We start from the raw sequence: 16,391 nt of genomic DNA, 5'->3' as shown, positions 1-16,391 counted from the left end.
TTACCCAATCAAAAACGTTCCAGGTCCATGTCGAGGCCCAGCGAGCGGATTTCCTTCACCAATACATTGAAGGATTCCGGCATGCCGGCGTCGATCTTGTGCTCGCCCTTGACGATGTTCTCGTAGACCTTGGTACGGCCGGTCACATCGTCAGACTTCACGGTCAGCATTTCCTGCAGCGTGTAGGCGGCGCCGTAAGCTTCAAGCGCCCACACCTCCATCTCACCGAAGCGCTGGCCGCCGAACTGGGCCTTGCCGCCCAGCGGCTGCTGGGTCACCAGCGAGTACGGGCCAGTGGAACGGGCGTGCATCTTGTCGTCGACCAGGTGATGCAGCTTCAGATAGTGCATCACGCCCACGGTGACCTTGCGGTCGAAGGCTTCGCCGGAGCGGCCGTCGAACAGGGTCATCTGGGTCTTGGATTCGTTGAAGCCCATCTGCTCGGTCAGCGCGTCGCCGTTCGGGTAGGCCAGATCCAGCATGTGCTTGATCTCGGCTTCCTTGGCGCCGTCGAATACCGGCGTGGCGAAGGTCATGCCCTTGCTCAGGTTCTGCGCCAGCTGCAACACCTCGGCGTCGGACAGCGCGGCGATTTCCTCCGGCTTGCCGGTTTCGTTATAGATGCGCTCCAGATAAGCACGGATCTCGGCAGCGGACTGCTCCTTGATCATGCGGTTGACGCGCTCGCCGATACCCTTGGCGGCCCAACCCAGATGCACTTCCAGAATCTGGCCGATGTTCATACGCGACGGTACGCCCAGCGGGTTCAGCACGATGTCGACCGGGCGGCCATCGCCCATGTACGGCATGTCCTCCACCGGCAGGATGCGGGAGACCACACCCTTGTTGCCGTGGCGGCCGGCCATCTTGTCGCCCGCCTGCAGGCGGCGCTTGACGGCCAGGTAAACCTTGACCATCTTCTGCACGCCCGGCGGCAGCTCGTCGCCCTGGGTCAGTTTGCGCTTCTTGTCTTCGAACTTGAGGTCGAATTCTTCGCGCTTCTGCGCCAGGCTTTCCTTGATCAGCTCCAGCTGCTTGGCGATGTCCTCGTCAGCCATGCGGATGTCGAACCAGTCGTGCTTGGTCGGCAGGCCGGTCAGGTATTCCTGATCGATCACGGTGCCCTTGGCCAGACGCTTCGGACCGCCGTTGGCGGCCTTGCCGACGATCAGGCGTTCGATACGGCTGAAGGCGTCGTTGTCGAAAATACGCAGCTGGTCGTTCAGGTCCAGGCGATAGCGCTTCAGCTCCACGTCGATGATGGACTGGGCGCGCTTGTCGCGCTCGATGCCTTCGCGGGTGAATACCTGCACGTCGATCACGGTGCCCACGGTGCCGGTCGGCACGCGCAGGGACGTATCCTTCACGTCGGAGGCCTTCTCGCCGAAGATCGCGCGCAGCAGCTTCTCTTCCGGAGTCAGCTGGGTTTCGCCCTTCGGCGTCACTTTGCCCACCAGCACGTCGCCGGCTTCGACTTCCGCGCCGATGTAGACGATGCCGGACTCATCCAGGCGGCCTGCCATGCGTTCGGACAGGTTCGGGATGTCCCGGGTGATTTCTTCCGGTCCCAGCTTGGTGTCGCGGGCAACCACGGACAGCTCTTCGATGTGGATCGAGGTGTAGCGGTCTTCGGCGACCAGCTTCTCCGAGATCAGGATCGAGTCTTCGTAGTTGTAGCCGTTCCACGGCATGAACGCGATGGTCATGTTCTGACCCAGCGCCAGCTCGCCCAGGTCGGTGGAGGCGCCGTCGGCCACCACGTCGCCGCGCGCGATGTGGTCGCCCACTTTCACGATCGGACGCTGGTTGATGTTGGTGTTCTGGTTGGAACGGGTGAACTTGGTCAGGTTGTAGATGTCCACGCCCACTTCGCCAGCGGTCGCTTCTTCATCGTTGACGCGGACCACCACGCGGCCGGCGTCGACATAGTCCACCACGCCGCCGCGACGGGCGACAACGGTGGTGCCGGAGTCAACCGCCACCGAGCGTTCGATGCCGGTGCCGACGAAGGCTTTTTCCGGACGCAGGCACGGTACGGCCTGGCGTTGCATGTTGGCGCCCATCAAGGCGCGGTTGGCGTCATCGTGCTCCAGGAACGGAATCAGCGAAGCCGCCACGGACACCACCTGGCCGGTGGCCACGTCCATGTACTGCACGCGGTCCGGGGTCGCCAGAATGGTTTCGCCCTTCTCGCGGCAGGTCACCAGCTCGTCGATCAGCGTGCCGTCCTTGCTCAGCTCGGCGTTGGCCTGAGCGATCACGTAGCGGCCTTCCTCGATCGCGGACAGATAGTCGATCTCGTTGGTGACCTTGCTGTCCACCACCTTGCGGTACGGCGTTTCCAGGAAGCCGAACTCGTTGGTGCGCGCGAACACGGACAGCGAGTTGATCAGGCCGATGTTCGGACCTTCAGGCGTTTCGATCGGGCACACGCGGCCGTAGTGGGTCGGGTGCACGTCGCGCACTTCGAAGCCTGCGCGCTCGCGGGTCAGACCGCCCGGGCCAAGAGCCGATACGCGGCGTTTGTGGGTGATTTCCGACAGCGGGTTGGTCTGGTCCATGAACTGCGACAGCTGCGAGGAACCGAAGAATTCCTTGATCGCGGCGGACACCGGCTTGGCGTTGATCAGGTCGTGCGGCATCAGGTTGTCGGACTCTGCCTGGTTCAGGCGTTCCTTGACCGCGCGCTCGACGCGCACCAGACCGGCGCGGAACTGGTTTTCGGCCAATTCGCCCACCGAACGCACGCGACGGTTGCCCAGGTGATCGATGTCGTCCACTTCGCCGCGGCCATTGCGCAGCTCGGTCAGGATGGCGATCACGGACACGATGTCTTCAGTGGACAGCGTGCCTTCCATCACGTCGCGGCGCGGCGCGAACTTGTCGCCGATCAGCGACTTGAACCACTCCGGGGTCTTGTCGTCGAACTTGTACTGATAGGTGCGGGAGCTGAACTTCATCCGGCCCACGCGCGACAGATCGTAGGTTTCCTCGCTGAAGAACAGGCGCTGGAACAGCGCTTCCACCGCGTCTTCGGTCGGCGGCTCGCCCGGGCGCATCATGCGGTAGATCGCCACGCGGGCTTGCAGCCGATCCTGGATGTCGTCGGTGCGCAGGGTCTGCGAGATGTAAGCGCCCTGATCCAGATCGTTGGTGAACAGCACGTCGACCTGGTTGATTTCCGCCAGCGCCAGCTTGGCCAGCACTTCCTCGGTCACTTCCTCGTTGGCGCGGGCGATCACTTCGCCTGTGTTCTGGTTGACGACGTTATGCGCCAGCATCTTGCCCAGCAGCGCGTCGGCCGGCACTTCAATGCGGTCCAGCTCGGCGGTCTGGATGTCGCGGATGTGCTTGGCGGTGATGCGCTTGTCCTTGGCTACGATCAGCTTGCCGTCGGCGGCCACGATGTCGAACTTGGCCACCTCGCCCTTCAGACGATCCGGAACCACGCGCATGAACACGCCGGACTTGGTCAGGTAGAAGGTGTCGAAACTGTAGAACTCGGACAGGATTTCTTCGTTGCTGTAGCCCAGCGCCTTCAGCAGGATGGTCACCGGCATCTTGCGGCGACGGTCGATACGGAAGTACAGCAGGTCTTTCGGATCGAACTCGAAGTCCAGCCAGGAGCCGCGGTAAGGAATCACGCGGGCGGAGAACAGCAGCTTGCCGGACGAGTGCGTCTTGCCGCGGTCGTGCTCGAAGAACACGCCCGGGGAGCGATGCAGCTGGGAGACGATGACGCGCTCGGTGCCGTTGATGATGAAGGAGCCGTTGCCGGTCATGAGCGGAATCTCGCCCATGTAGACTTCGTTCTCGCGCACTTCCTTCACCACCGGCTTGGAAGACTCTTTGTCGAAAATGGTCAGGCGAATGCGCGCGCGCAGCGGCGCCGCAAACGTGATGCCGCGCAGCTGACACTCCTGCACGTCGAACGGAGGCTCGCCCAGAATATAATGGGCAAAGTCGAGCTTAGCGTAGCCGTTGTGGCTGACGATCGGGAAGATCGACTTGAACGCAGCCTGAAGACCCACATCCTTGCGCTCATCCAGCGGCTTGCCCAGCTGGAGAAATTCGGTGTAGGAATCAATCTGGGTCGCCAACAGGAAGGGGACGTCGAGAACACTGGTACGTTTCGCAAAGCTCTTACGAATACGTTTCTTCTCAGTAAACGAATAACTCATAGAGTCTCCATCGAGGTGGGTGGCGCAAGAAACTAAAAGTCAGCAGCCACGCCTAGTATATTGCTGGCTTTTACCTTCTTCGTTTCCGCCAACTACAAGCGCAATAAGGCTGGCGGATTTCTCCGCCAGCCTCACCTTCTTTTTTCAAAGAAGATTATTTGATTTCAGCCTTGGCACCGGCTTCGGTCAGTTGCTTAGCGATATCGTCGGCTTCAGCCTTGGACACGCCTTCCTTCACGTTCTTCGGAGCGCCGTCGACCAGGTCTTTGGCTTCCTTCAGACCCAGGCCGGTGATCGCGCGCACAACCTTGATCACGCCAACCTTGTTGTCGCCGGCGCCGGTCAGGACGACGTCGAACTCGGTCTTTTCTTCAGCGGCAGCAGCGCCGGCGCCAGCCGGGCCAGCAACAGCTACAGCAGCGGCGGAAACGCCGAACTTCTCTTCGAACGCCTTAACCAGGTCGTTCAGTTCCATCACGGTCAGACCAGCAACGGCCTCGAGGATGTCTTCTTTGGTGATTGCCATGTGAAAATCTCCTGAATTCTATAAGAATCAAATAAGTTAAGCGGCTTCGGCTTGCTTCTTGTCGGACAGGGCGGCCAGCGCGCGGGCGAAGCCAGCGACCGGAGCCTGCATAACGTAGAGAAGCTTGGACAGCAGTTCTTCGCGGCTCGGGATGGACGCCAGCTCAGCAACCTGAGCAGCGGACAGTACCTTGCCTTCGTAGGAACCTGCCTTCACGACGATCTTGTCGTCAGCCTTGGCAAATTGATGCAGCACCTTGGCAGCAGCAACCGGGTCGGCGGAAATCGCGTACACCAACGGGCCGACCATCTGGTCAGCCAGTTCAGCGAACGGAGTGCCTTCCACGGCGCGACGCACCAGCGTGTTCTTCAGAACGCGCAGGTAAACGCCGCTCTCGCGCGCCTGAGCGCGGAGTTTGGTCATGCTGCTTACCTCGATGCCCCGATATTCAGCGATAACGAGGGTCTGAGCGCCTGCCAGTTCAGCAGAAACTGCTTGGACGACCGCCTTTTTATCTTCGATATTGAGACTCAAGGTCTACCTCCTAGACTGAAATGAAATGGAAAAATTTCCATCTCGCTTTGCAGCGGCGACCTGTATCAGGAGACATCAAAAAGAACTGGTGCTCATGGGCGGAATTGAACCGCCGACCTCTCCCTTACCAAGGGAGTGCTCTACCCCTGAGCTACATGAGCCTTGAACTTAAGAAGCCTGTTTCGGGTACACCATCTGCGTAGGATGCTGACTGCTGAACCAGCCAATCTGCGATTAAGCCTTGCGGCACCTACGGTCTTTGACAATCTGGCAGGCGAGCCTGCCAGCCCAAAGCCTTGACAAGGCGGCTTTCGCCGCCCCGTCATGCCCCGGCAACGCTTAGGCGTTGACGGTAGCGGTATCTACGCGAGCGCCGACGCCCATGGTGCTGGAGACGGCGATCTTTTTCAGATACACGCCCTTGGAAGCTGCCGGCTTGGCTTTCACCAGGGCATCAACCAGAGCGGAGAAGTTTTCACGCAGGGCTTCGGCTTCGAAGGAAGCGCGGCCGATGGTGGCGTGAATGATACCAGCCTTGTCGGTGCGGTACTGAACCTGACCGGCCTTGGCGTTTTTCACGGCTTCGGCGACGTTCGGGGTAACAGTGCCGACCTTCGGGTTCGGCATCAGGCCACGCGGACCCAGGATCTGGCCCAGCTGACCCACAACGCGCATCGCATCCGGGGAGGCGATCACAACGTCGAAGTTCAGATTGCCGGCCTTGACTTGCTCGGCCAGGTCGTCGAAACCGACCACTTCAGCGCCGGCAGCCTTGGCGGCTTCGGCGTTGGCGCCTTGAGCAAATACGGCAACGCGCACGGACTTGCCGGTACCGCGCGGCAGAACCACGGAACCACGAACCACTTGGTCGGATTTACGCGGATCCACGCCCAGGTTCACGGCGATATCGATCGACTCGTCGAACTTGGCGGTGGCGGCAGCCTTGACCAGGGCGATGGCTTCGTCAACGGCGTACAGCTTGTTGCGGTCAACGGTGGCCTTCAGAGTTTGCAGGCGCTTGGAGATCTTAGCCATATTACACGCCCTCCACTTCCAGACCCATCGAACGGGCGGAGCCGGCGATGGTGCGAACAGCGGCGTCCAGATCAGCAGCGGTCAGATCCGCTTGCTTGGTCTTGGCGATTTCTTCCAGCTGAGCGCGGGTTACTTTACCAACCTTGTCCACGTGCGCCTTGGCGGAGCCGGACTTGATGCCAGCGGCCTTCTTCAGCAGGAAGGTTGCCGGCGGAGTCTTCATCGTGAAGGTGAAGGACTTGTCAGCGTAGGCGGTGATCACAACCGGAATCGGCATGCCGGGTTCCATGCCCTGGGTTTGAGCATTGAACGCCTTGCAGAATTCCATGATGTTCAGACCGCGCTGACCCAGTGCCGGACCGATCGGAGGCGACGGGTTGGCTTTGCCAGCGGCGACTTGCAGCTTGATATAGCCGACAATTTTCTTTGCCACGATTAAAACTCCTAAAATGGGTATAGCGCGAACAGGCGTTCGCTTCCCGGACGAAAGCGCGAAATGTTACACGCTTTCCAAAAGTTTGCCAAGCGAAATCTTACAGCTTCTCAACCTGGCCGAATTCCAGCTCAACCGGCGTGTCGCGACCGAAGATCTGAACCGACACGCGCAGCTTGTTGCGCTCGTAGTTCACTTCGTCGACGCTGCCGTTGAAGTCGTTGAACGGACCATCGATGACGCGGACGCGCTCGCCCACCTCGAACAACACCTTCGGCTTCGGCTTCTCCACGCCCTCTTGCATCTGCTGCATGATGGCCTCGACTTCTTTCTTGGAAATCGGAGCCGGGCGATTGGCCGTGCCGCCGACGAAACCGGTCACCTTGGGCGTGCTTTTCACCAGGTGCCAGGTATCGTCGGTCATTTCCATTTCCACCAGCACGTAGCCGGGGAAGAACTTGCGCTCGGTGATGGACTTGCGGCCGTTCTTGACGTCCACAACCTCTTCCACCGGCACCAGAATCTGACCAAATTGGTCTGCGATGTCGGAACGCTCGATACGTTCACGCAGCGCTTTTTGCACGCTCTTCTCAAAACCAGAGTAAGCGTGTACCACATACCAGCGCTTTGCCATTATCTACCTCGACCGAGAATCACATCGTAAAACAGCCAGGACAGGCTGGAATCCACCAGCCACATGAAGAGCGCCAGGACGGTGACGAATACGAACACCATCAGCGTCACCTGGGTCGCCTCCTTGCGCGTCGGCCAAACCACCTTGCGGGCCTCGACCATGGACTCGTTCGCGTACACGACCAAACCCTTGCCCGGAGCCGAAGTCCACACCACGCCGGCAGCCAGCAGGATGGAGGCCACGAAAGCCAGCGCGCGCAACAGGCCCTGACCATCCGGAATCAGATAGAAGCCGACGATGCCGGCAACTACCACAAGACCAGCCAGGAACAACTTGATCTTATCTTGCATTTCCATGTCGATTTTCTCTCGCACACATGCGACAAAAGACCAACCGGCGCAACGCGCCGGCTGGTCTTAATTGGCAGGCCAGGAGGGTCTCGAACCCCCAACCCTCGGTTTTGGAGACCGATACTCTACCAATTGAGCTACTGGCCTTTAAACCTTACTTGATGATCTTGGCAACCACGCCGGCGCCGACGGTGCGGCCGCCTTCGCGGATAGCGAAGCGCAGACCTTCTTCCATCGCGATCGGAGCGATCAGGGCAACGGTGATTTCCACGTTGTCGCCCGGCATTACCATTTCCACGCCTTCGGCCAGGCTAACTGCGCCGGTCACGTCGGTGGTGCGGAAGTAGAACTGCGGACGGTAGTTCGCGAAGAACGGGGTGTGACGGCCGCCCTCATCCTTGGACAGAACGTACACGGAAGCTGCGAAGTCGGTGTGCGGGGTGATGGAACCCGGCTTAGCCAGAACCTGGCCACGCTCCACGTCTTCACGCTTGGTGCCGCGCAGCAGCACGCCAACGTTGTCGCCGGCCTGACCCTGGTCCAGCAGCTTGCGGAACATTTCCACGCCGGTGCAGGTGGTCTTCACGGTAGCCTTCAGGCCCACGATTTCCAGCTCTTCGCCGACTTTCACGATGCCGCGCTCAACGCGACCGGTCACCACGGTGCCGCGGCCGGAGATCGAGAACACGTCTTCGATCGGCAGCAGGAACGGCTTGTCAACGGCGCGTTCCGGAGTCGGGATGTAGGAATCCAGAGCAGCGGCCAGGCGGAAGATCGACGGTTCGCCCATTTCGGACTGGTCGCCTTCCAGCGCCAGACGAGCGGAGCCGGTCACGATCGGGGTGTCGTCGCCCGGGAAGTCGTAGGAAGACAGCAGATCGCGCACTTCCATTTCCACCAGTTCCAGCAGCTCGGCGTCGTCAACCAGGTCAGCCTTGTTCAGGTAGACGATGATGTACGGCACGCCAACCTGGCGGGACAGCAGGATGTGTTCGCGGGTTTGCGGCATCGGACCGTCAGCGGCCGAGCAAACCAGGATCGCGCCGTCCATCTGAGCCGCGCCGGTGATCATGTTCTTCACATAGTCGGCGTGGCCCGGGCAGTCTACGTGAGCGTAGTGGCGGGCTTCGGTTTCGTATTCAACGTGCGCGGTATTGATGGTGATACCACGAGCCTTCTCTTCGGGCGCGCTGTCGATCTGGGAGTAGTCCTTGGCTTCGCCACCGAACTTCTTGGACAGAATGGTGGTGATAGCAGCGGTCAGAGTGGTTTTACCATGGTCCACGTGACCGATGGTGCCGACGTTTACGTGCGGTTTGGTCCGCTCGAACTTTTCCTTAGCCATGGCAAATTTCCTGAATACGAAACAAGCAAATAAAATTGGTGGTGCCCATGGGCAGAATTGAACTGCCGACCTCTCCCTTACCAAGGGAGTGCTCTACCCCTGAGCTACATGGGCCCTTAAACAGGCTACAATCAGACGCTTGGAGCGGGTGAAGGGAATCGAACCCTCGTCGTAAGCTTGGAAGGCTTCTGCTCTACCATTGAGCTACACCCGCCTGGCTTTACAACAAGACAGCTTAACTTCACTGCCAAGCGCTTCATCTAATTCTGGTGGAGGGAGAAGGATTCGAACCTTCGAAGGCAGAGCCGTCAGATTTACAGTCTGATCCCTTTGACCGCTCGGGAATCCCTCCTGAAAGAGACCCGAATATTATAGATGGCCCGCCTGACCGTCAACACCTTTTGCGAAAAAAACTGCACTTTTTCGCCGAAAAATAAAAAACGCCCCGCAGACCGCGGGGCATTCCATTTTGCTTCAATAACTTAGCTTGATCAGGCCTTGCCGGAAATCTTCAGATATTTCTGGTGGAGCTCATCCTGGGTCTCCTCGCGGGACGGATCCAGGGGGATGCAATCGACCGGACAGACTTGCTGGCACTGCGGCTCGTCGTAGTGGCCGACGCACTGGGTGCACAATTCCGGGTCGATCTGGTAGATCTCCTCGCCTTGGGAGATCGCGTTGTTCGGGCACTCCGGCTCACAGACGTCGCAGTTGATGCATTCGTCGGTAATCATCAAAGACATAGTAATTTCCTCAGGTATTCCACAACATGAATTCTGTCACCCGCCGCCCTGGGTCGCAAGTTCGCGCTGGTTATATCCATAGGCGCAAACTCCCCGCCGCGACGCTCCTATCCAGGCTGGCGGCTCAATAGGCCGTAATGGACCATGCCCGCCTTGTCGCGCCGCAGCGCCGCCAGACCTTCCGGCAACTCATCCGGCCATTGCCGCGCCTCGACATACAGCACGCCCTCTTCCGACAAGCGCTCCAGCGCCAGCGGCAGCGCCCGCGGCAGCAGGTCGGAGTCATACGGGGGATCCAGGAAGATCACATCGAAGGTTTCGCGGCTGTTCTTCAGATACAGCAGCGCGTCGCCTGCGACCACGTCGAGCGTGCCGGCCTGCAGCAACTGGCGGTTGGCCTGCAACGACTCATAGACTTTGCGCGACTTCTCCACCATCACCACCCGCAGCGCCGAACGCGACGCCGCCTCGAAGCCCAGCGCGCCGCTGCCGGCGAACAGATCCAGGCAGCTCTTGCCGTACAAATCCTGGCCCAGCCAGTTGAACAGCGTCTCGCGCACGCGGTCCGGCGTCGGCCGCAAGCCTTCGGCTTCGGGGAAAGGCAATAGGCGACGACGGTAGTCGCCGCCTATGATTCTGACCTTATTACGTGTCTGACTCATGAAAGCTAAACTCTAGGGACAAGCGCGAGAGTTTAACCTGATCAGGACTTTAGCGCCTCATTCCCGCGCGCCGGGCGGCGAATCTGTCGCGCCGGCGGCGAAATTCGGCAACTATGCCTTATATATGTTTCCAGCGACGCCGCAGTTTTCCGCCCTCGCATCGCCAGCCGATTCTGTGCTCGACGGCGTTTGAGGATACAATCTTAGCCATTTACCGCTTTTCTGGCCCATTCACGCATGTTTAGCTTCTTCAAGAAAAAGACCAAGCCGGCGGAAACGCCGCAAATCGAAACCCCGGCGCAGGCCGCGCCGGAACAAGCGCCCGCCTCGCCCGAGACCCATGCCCCCGCCCCGGCCGCGGAGCCTCAGCTCGAAGCGATCCCGGCGATGGCGATAGACACGCCGGCCGCCCCCGAAGCGGCCCCGGTAGCGCCGATTGCGGCCGCGCCCGCCGCGCCGGTCGAAGAAGCGCCGGCGCCGCTGAAGAAAATGAGCTGGACCGAGCGGCTGAAAGCCGGCCTGGCCAAGACCCGCGACCGGCTGGGCAAGCAGTTGGCCGGCTTGTTCGGCGGCGGCAAGATCGACGAAGACCTGTACGAAGAGCTGGAAACGGTGCTGCTGACCGCCGACATGGGCATGGACGCCACCGTCCATCTGCTGCAGGATGTGCGCGAGCGCGTATCGCTGAAGGGTCTGAAGGATTCGTCCGAATTGAAGGGCGCGCTGAAGGATTCGCTGCAGGATCTGATCGGCCCGCTGGAAGTGCCGCTGAACGTGGAAGGCAAGAAGCCGTTCGTGATCATGATGACCGGCGTCAACGGCGCCGGCAAGACCACCTCCATCGGCAAGCTGGCCAAGTACTACCAGAGCCAGGGCAAGAGCGTGCTCCTGGCCGCCGGCGACACCTTCCGCGCCGCCGCGCGCGAGCAGCTGATCGCCTGGGGCGAGCGCAACAACGTCACCGTGATCGCGCAGCAGGGCGGCGACTCCGCCGCCGTCTGCTATGACGCGATCCAGGCCGCCGTCGCCCGCGGCATCGACATCGTGCTGGCCGACACCGCCGGCCGCCTGCCGACGCAGCTGCACCTGATGGAAGAGATCAAGAAGGTGAAGCGCGTGATCCAGAAGGCGCTGCCGGAGGCCCCGCACGAAGTGGTGCTGGTGCTGGACGCCAATATCGGCCAGAACACCGTCAGCCAAGTGAAGGCCTTCGACGACGCGCTGGGCCTGACCGGCCTGATCCTGACCAAGCTGGACGGCACCGCCAAGGGCGGCGTGATCGCCGCCATCGCCAAACAGCGGCCGATTCCGCTGCGCTTCGTCGGCGTCGGCGAGAGCATCGACGATCTGCGGCCGTTCGACAGCCGCGACTACATCGACGCGCTGTTCGAATAAGACCATGATTCGCGGCCGCAGGCGCGGCCGCCTTTTCTCAGCCAACAAGCGGGAAACCTTTCAATGATACAGTTCGACCAGGTCACCAAGCGCTATCCAGGCGGCAACGAAGCCCTGAAGAACCTGTCGTTCACCATAGAAACCGGCGAAATGGTGTTCCTCGCCGGCCACTCCGGCGCCGGCAAGTCCACCTTGCTCAAGCTGATCGCCGGCATCGAGCGCGCCACCAGCGGCGGCGTCATCGTCAATGGCCAGAACCTGTCCAAGCTGCGCGCCAGCCAGGTGCCCTACGTGCGCCAGCACCTGGGCATGGTGTTCCAGGACCACAAGATCCTGTTCGACCGCAGCGTGTTCGACAACGTGATGCTGCCGCTGGACATCATCGGCTTCGACCGCCGCGACGCCGCCAAGCGCGTGCGCGCGGCGCTGGACAAGGTGGGCCTGCTGCCCAAGGAAAAAATGATGCCGATCCGGCTGTCAGGCGGCGAGCAGCAACGGCTGTGCATCGCCCGCGCCGTGGTCCACCGCCCCAGCATCCTGCTGGCCGACGAGCCGTCGGCCAACCTGGACCGCGCCTACGCGCTGGACATCATGGAGCTGTTCAAGTCCTTCCACCAGGTGGGCGTCACCGTGCTGATCTCAGCCCACGACGAAACGCTGATGGAAGATTACGGCCGCCGCATCATCCGCCTGAGGGAAGGACAGTTCGCAGCATGAAACACTTTCTCTATCTGAACTGGCAGAGCGCCAAGCAGGCGCTAGCCAAGATCGTTCGCCAACCCTTCGGCAGCCTGCTGACTTTGTTGATGCTGGCGCTGGCCCTGGCCCTGCCTCTGTCGCTGTACCTCGCGGTCAACAGCGTGCAGGAATGGGTGGGCCGCCTGACCGCCACGCCGCAAATCACGCTGTTCATGGAGCAGACGGCCGAGCAGGCCGACATCGCCGCCGTCAACAGCACGCTGTCGCACCACCCCAAGGTGAAGAGCTTTTCCTTCGTCAGCAAAGGCCAGGCCTTGCAGGATCTTGAAAAGCGCAACGGCCTGTCCGGCCTGTCCGACGGCCTGGAAGGCAACCCGCTGCCCGACGCCTTCGTGGTGACGCCGAAGTCTCTCGAGCCGCGCGAGCTGGACATGCTGCAGAAAGAGCTGTCCGGCCTGCCGATGGTGGAACTGGCGCAATTCGACGCCAGCTGGGCCAAGCGCCTGTACGGCATGGTGGAGATGGGCAAGAAGCTGACCTGGTTCCTGGCCGCCGCGCTGGGCCTGGCGCTGGTGCTGGTCACCCACAACGCGATCCGGATGCAGATCCTGGCCCGCCAGGACGAAATCGCGGTGTCCAAGCTGATCGGCGCCACCGACAGCTTCATCCGCCGCCCCTTCCTGTATCACGCGCTGTGGCAGGGCGTGCTGGCGGCGCTGCTGGCCTGGGGCCTGTCCTGCTGGCTGGCCGCGATGGCCAACCCGGCCATCAGCGAGTTCGCGATGCTGTACGGCGAACGGGTGGAGCTGCGCGCGCTGAACCTGCCGGAGCTGGCGGCGCTGATCGGCATCTCCGCCGCGCTGGCGATGCTGGGCGCGCGGCTGGCGGCCGACCACCACCTGCGCAAGGTGGAGCCGAAGTAAAAATGACAAGCGAAAGGTTTCAGCTATCGGGCCGATTGTTAAATATCATTGACTCGGGAACCTTTCGCTGCTAGCACTCTCAATACTCGAGTGCTAACATAGCACTACCCAAGGAGGTAGCCATCGCAATGAACACAACATTTGCCCTTCCCGTCCCGTCGACCAGCGGCAGCCTGGAACAGTACATCCAGGCCGTCAACAGCGTTCCCATGCTGACGCCGGAGCAGGAAACCGAACTCGCGACCCGTTTCCAACAGGAAAACGACCTGGAAGCGGCGCGGCAGATGGTGCTGTCGCACCTGCGCGTGGTAGTGTCCGTGTCGCGCGGTTACGCCGGCTACGGCTTGCAGCAAGCCGACCTGATCCAGGAGGGCAATATCGGCCTGATGAAGGCGGTGAAGCGCTTCGAGCCGGGCCGCGGCGTGCGCCTGTTTTCGTTCGCCATTCACTGGATCAAGGCCGAGATCCACGAATTCATCCTGCGCAACTGGCGCCTGGTGCGCATCGCCACCACCAAGCCGCAGCGCAAACTGTTCTTCAACCTGCGCAGCATGAAGAGCGGGTTTTCCGCGCTGTCCGAGCAAGAAGCCAAATCCATCGCCAACGACCTGGGCGTCAAGCCCGAGGAAGTGCGCGAAATGGAAATCCGCATGAACGGCCAGGACATCTCTCTGCTGGCCGACAGCGACGACGAGGACAGCTACGCGCCGATAGACTGGCTGGCCGACAGCCACAGCGAGCCGACCCGCGCGCTGGAGCGCCGCGCTTTCGACCATCTGCAGTCGGAAGGCCTGGAATACGCGCTGTCCACGCTGGACGCCCGCAGCCGCCGCATCGTCGAGGCGCGCTGGCTGGCCGACGACAGCGGCTCCACGCTGCACGAGCTGGCCGCCGAGTTCGGCGTGTCGGCCGAACGCATCCGCCAGATCGAGGCCAAGGCGCTGACCAAGATGAAGACCGCGCTCAGCGAAGGCGTGGTGCTGGACAACTGATCCCGCCGCCGGACGCGAAAAAGCCGCTCGAATCATCGAGCGGCTTTTTTTATTGTCCGCCGCCATCCGGCGGCGGGACAATTCACTCCTGCAGCGTGCGGAACTTCGCCGGCAGCTTGTCGTAAGCCTCGCGGCTGATCCGGCGCAGCGGTTCCCATTCCTGGTTCTGATCGCCCAGCGTCTCCAGGAACTGGCCGGCATAGGTCGGGAACGAGGCCAGCGTGGTGCGCAGCGTCTGCTCCGCCTTGGCCCGCTCGCCGGCCAGAATCTCCAGTTGGGCGCGCTTCAGCATCACATCGGGATAAGGACGGAATTCGGTCAGCCTGTCTTCCAACGCCAGCTTTTGCTTCAGATTGTCCCGGTTCACCGGCAGATAATCATCCAGCGTGTACAGCGCGTGGTAGGCGAACAAGGGCTTGGTTTCGACGATTTCTACCAGGCGCTCGGTGCGGACCTTGTCCTTGGCCGCGTTGCCGGTCGGCACGTACAGGTTCACCAGCTCCCAGAACATGGAGGAGGTGCTGATCGACAGCCAGCCCACCCACACCAGCGCCGCCAGCAGGGGCAAACGCAGCGGCCAGGCCAACGGACGCTCGCCGCGCGGCGCCATCGCCATGAACATCGCCAGCATCGCCAGGAAATAGTAGTACCACAGCGGATACTCCAGCATGCTGTGGGTCAGCGTCACCGCAATGCAACCCAGCGCCAGCACGCCTTCCGGCTCAGCCTTGCGGCGGAAGAAGGGCAGCACCGTCCAGACGAAGCCGGCCACCACCAGCGCTGTCACCACGCCGCCCATCTCTGCCAACAGCTGCATCAGCAGATTGTGGGCATTGGTGAACAGCCCGCTGTTGTAGCCGGCCGCGGCGAACTGGGGCAGCTGCTGCAGACGCACGCTTTCCGCCGCGTACTGCGACCAGCCCACGCCCCACAAAGGGTGTGCCAGGAAGGTCATCCAGGCCTTGTGCATCTCGGCGAAACGGCGCGCGCCCATGTCGTCGCCGTTGGCCGCCAGCCGCGCGATGCCGGACGCGTTCTCGACATCGGAGTGGGTCAACAGCGAGATCAGGTGGTTGAACAGCGGCAGCGCGAACTGGGCGGCCAGAATCGTGCCGGAAGCGGCCCACATCGCCAGCATCATCCGGCGCGACGCCTCGTCGCGGCTGCGCCAGTGCCACAAGCCGGCCAGCGCCGACAGCGCCACCAGATAGAGCAAGATGGTGCGCGAGCCGGCCCAACCCAGCATCAGCGCCATCCACAACACCAGCGCGATCAGCCAGCCGCGCCCCAAGCGGCCGACGGCGAACAGGTAGACGCCGGACACCACCGACCACATCAGGTAATGGGCATACTGGTTGCGCTGGCCGATATGGCCGAAGATATTGCTGGTGGGGTGGGAGCCGTCATAGAACAGTCCCAGCGCCGGCGCCAGGCCGGTCAGCTGGGCAGTGCCGATCAGCGACTGCACCAAGCCGCCGACGATGACTGCCCGCGCCAGCCACACTGCGAACTCCCGGTCGCCCAGGGCGCCGCGCAACGACGCGGTGACCGAGGCCAGCAACGCCGTCGCCAGCCAGGCCAGCGCGGTGACGTAGCTCATGCCGGGGAATAGCAGGTGGACGAACTGCGGCTGCAGCGCCCAGGCGCCGGCCAAGGCCAGGCACAGCCAGCCGGCGCGCGGCATCGAATCGAATAGGCGCCCGCCGGGCAGCAAAAACACGCCGGCGGCCAGCAGCAGCCAGATCACGTTGATCTCGCCGAACCACTGCGGCAGCGGCACGAAGTGGACGCGGGAAGCGAAGGGCACGATGGCGATCAGGCACAAGGCCAGCAACGCCAGGCGCTCGGAAATCTTCTGAAAAGTCATGGCAGATCAGATGTCGAGAAGCAGGAAGCGGGCAGCATACCGCATGCGCCGCCCCGGCAAAACCCATCAAGT

The 16,391-nt window shown here is 61.8% G+C and carries 15 protein-coding genes and 5 tRNA genes; 4 read left to right on the top strand and 16 right to left on the bottom strand.

Annotation, left to right across the window (positions count from 1 at the left end):
- Positions 1-8: 8 nt before the first annotated feature.
- The 15 genes from rpoB to rsmD all read right to left on the bottom strand — a co-directional run bounded on the left by rpoB (position 9) and on the right by rsmD (position 10,443).
- The gene (gene rpoB, locus BKX93_RS16505) at positions 9-4,181 is read right to left on the bottom strand and encodes a DNA-directed RNA polymerase subunit beta (RefSeq protein WP_046158921.1); all 4,173 of its coding nucleotides are present in this window, start codon (positions 4,179-4,181) and stop codon (positions 9-11) included.
- 154 nt (positions 4,182-4,335) lie between these two features.
- Entirely contained in the window at positions 4,336-4,707 is a 372-nt protein-coding gene (gene rplL / locus BKX93_RS16500; protein WP_046158922.1) for a 50S ribosomal protein L7/L12, read from the bottom strand.
- A 36-nt stretch (positions 4,708-4,743) separates the two neighbouring features.
- On the bottom strand, positions 4,744-5,241 hold the full coding sequence (rplJ, locus tag BKX93_RS16495; RefSeq protein WP_021479136.1) for a 50S ribosomal protein L10: 498 nt from the start codon (positions 5,239-5,241) through the stop codon (positions 4,744-4,746).
- Between the two features lie 86 nt (positions 5,242-5,327).
- A tRNA-Thr gene (locus BKX93_RS16490) sits at positions 5,328-5,402 on the bottom strand.
- Between the two features lie 178 nt (positions 5,403-5,580).
- The gene (rplA, locus tag BKX93_RS16485) at positions 5,581-6,276 is read right to left on the bottom strand and encodes a 50S ribosomal protein L1 (RefSeq protein WP_046158923.1); all 696 of its coding nucleotides are present in this window, start codon (positions 6,274-6,276) and stop codon (positions 5,581-5,583) included.
- Between the two features lies 1 nt (position 6,277).
- Entirely contained in the window at positions 6,278-6,709 is a 432-nt protein-coding gene (gene rplK / locus BKX93_RS16480) for a 50S ribosomal protein L11 (RefSeq protein ID WP_021479134.1), read from the bottom strand.
- Between the two features lie 100 nt (positions 6,710-6,809).
- Positions 6,810-7,343 (bottom strand): transcription termination/antitermination protein NusG, encoded by a 534-nt coding sequence (gene nusG / locus BKX93_RS16475; RefSeq protein ID WP_021479133.1) that lies wholly within the window; start codon positions 7,341-7,343, stop codon positions 6,810-6,812.
- Entirely contained in the window at positions 7,343-7,699 is a 357-nt protein-coding gene (gene secE, locus BKX93_RS16470; protein WP_021479132.1) for a preprotein translocase subunit SecE, read from the bottom strand. Before secE ends, nusG begins: the two co-directional genes overlap by 1 nt.
- Before the next feature lie 65 nt (positions 7,700-7,764).
- Positions 7,765-7,840: transfer RNA gene (locus BKX93_RS16465), tRNA-Trp, on the bottom strand.
- A 7-nt stretch (positions 7,841-7,847) separates the two neighbouring features.
- Positions 7,848-9,038 (bottom strand): elongation factor Tu, encoded by a 1,191-nt coding sequence (tuf, locus tag BKX93_RS16460; RefSeq protein WP_046166914.1) that lies wholly within the window; start codon positions 9,036-9,038, stop codon positions 7,848-7,850.
- A 39-nt stretch (positions 9,039-9,077) separates the two neighbouring features.
- Positions 9,078-9,152, bottom strand: a tRNA-Thr gene (locus BKX93_RS16455).
- Between the two features lie 26 nt (positions 9,153-9,178).
- Positions 9,179-9,252 (bottom strand) — tRNA-Gly (locus tag BKX93_RS16450).
- Between the two features lie 53 nt (positions 9,253-9,305).
- Positions 9,306-9,390 (bottom strand) — tRNA-Tyr (locus BKX93_RS16445).
- A 139-nt stretch (positions 9,391-9,529) separates the two neighbouring features.
- Positions 9,530-9,781 (bottom strand): YfhL family 4Fe-4S dicluster ferredoxin, encoded by a 252-nt coding sequence (locus tag BKX93_RS16440; protein ID WP_021478148.1) that lies wholly within the window; start codon positions 9,779-9,781, stop codon positions 9,530-9,532.
- Positions 9,782-9,888: 107 nt separating this feature from the next.
- Entirely contained in the window at positions 9,889-10,443 is a 555-nt protein-coding gene (gene rsmD / locus BKX93_RS16435; protein WP_070980641.1) for a 16S rRNA (guanine(966)-N(2))-methyltransferase RsmD, read from the bottom strand.
- Positions 10,444-10,680: 237 nt separating this feature from the next.
- On the opposite strand from rsmD, the gene ftsY reads away from it, so the two are divergent.
- The 4 genes from ftsY (at position 10,681) to rpoH (ending at position 14,452) form a co-directional block, all read left to right on the top strand.
- Positions 10,681-11,838 (top strand): signal recognition particle-docking protein FtsY, encoded by a 1,158-nt coding sequence (gene ftsY, locus BKX93_RS16430; protein WP_070980640.1) that lies wholly within the window; start codon positions 10,681-10,683, stop codon positions 11,836-11,838.
- Between the two features lie 63 nt (positions 11,839-11,901).
- Entirely contained in the window at positions 11,902-12,555 is a 654-nt protein-coding gene (ftsE, locus tag BKX93_RS16425) for a cell division ATP-binding protein FtsE (protein WP_011137750.1), read from the top strand.
- Entirely contained in the window at positions 12,552-13,460 is a 909-nt protein-coding gene (ftsX, locus tag BKX93_RS16420; RefSeq protein ID WP_046158084.1) for a permease-like cell division protein FtsX, read from the top strand. The genes ftsE and ftsX overlap by 4 nt, the downstream gene beginning before the upstream one ends.
- 128 nt (positions 13,461-13,588) lie before the next feature.
- Positions 13,589-14,452: an RNA polymerase sigma factor RpoH gene (rpoH, locus tag BKX93_RS16415; protein ID WP_021478152.1), complete on the top strand. Its 864-nt coding sequence runs from the start codon at positions 13,589-13,591 to the stop codon at positions 14,450-14,452.
- Positions 14,453-14,534: 82 nt separating this feature from the next.
- On the opposite strand, the gene BKX93_RS16410 is transcribed toward rpoH, so the two are convergent.
- Positions 14,535-16,319: a PglL family O-oligosaccharyltransferase gene (locus tag BKX93_RS16410; protein WP_046166911.1), complete on the bottom strand. Its 1,785-nt coding sequence runs from the start codon at positions 16,317-16,319 to the stop codon at positions 14,535-14,537.
- Positions 16,320-16,391 lie beyond the last annotated feature (72 nt).

It is taken from the genome of Chromobacterium vaccinii, from assembly GCF_001855275.1.
In the GTDB taxonomy this organism is placed as follows: domain Bacteria; phylum Pseudomonadota; class Gammaproteobacteria; order Burkholderiales; family Chromobacteriaceae; genus Chromobacterium; species Chromobacterium vaccinii.
Note: the sequence above shows the minus strand (reverse complement) of the source record. Positions and strands in the feature narration are given on the sequence as shown.

Coding starts and splice junctions, on each gene's coding strand:
- rpoB (WP_046158921.1), bottom strand. CDS start 4,181: ATGAGTTATTCGTTTACTGAGAAGAAACGTATTCGTAAGAGCTTTGCG.
- rplL (WP_046158922.1), bottom strand. CDS start 4,707: ATGGCAATCACCAAAGAAGACATCCTCGAGGCCGTTGCTGGTCTGACC.
- rplA (WP_046158923.1), bottom strand. CDS start 6,276: ATGGCTAAGATCTCCAAGCGCCTGCAAACTCTGAAGGCCACCGTTGAC.
- nusG (WP_021479133.1), bottom strand. CDS start 7,343: ATGGCAAAGCGCTGGTATGTGGTACACGCTTACTCTGGTTTTGAGAAG.
- secE (WP_021479132.1), bottom strand. CDS start 7,699: ATGGAAATGCAAGATAAGATCAAGTTGTTCCTGGCTGGTCTTGTGGTA.
- tuf (WP_046166914.1), bottom strand. CDS start 9,038: ATGGCTAAGGAAAAGTTCGAGCGGACCAAACCGCACGTAAACGTCGGC.
- BKX93_RS16440 (WP_021478148.1), bottom strand. CDS start 9,781: ATGTCTTTGATGATTACCGACGAATGCATCAACTGCGACGTCTGTGAG.
- rsmD (WP_070980641.1), bottom strand. CDS start 10,443: ATGAGTCAGACACGTAATAAGGTCAGAATCATAGGCGGCGACTACCGT.
- ftsY (WP_070980640.1), top strand. CDS start 10,681: ATGTTTAGCTTCTTCAAGAAAAAGACCAAGCCGGCGGAAACGCCGCAA.
- ftsE (WP_011137750.1), top strand. CDS start 11,902: ATGATACAGTTCGACCAGGTCACCAAGCGCTATCCAGGCGGCAACGAA.
- ftsX (WP_046158084.1), top strand. CDS start 12,552: ATGAAACACTTTCTCTATCTGAACTGGCAGAGCGCCAAGCAGGCGCTA.
- rpoH (WP_021478152.1), top strand. CDS start 13,589: ATGAACACAACATTTGCCCTTCCCGTCCCGTCGACCAGCGGCAGCCTG.
- BKX93_RS16410 (WP_046166911.1), bottom strand. CDS start 16,319: ATGACTTTTCAGAAGATTTCCGAGCGCCTGGCGTTGCTGGCCTTGTGC.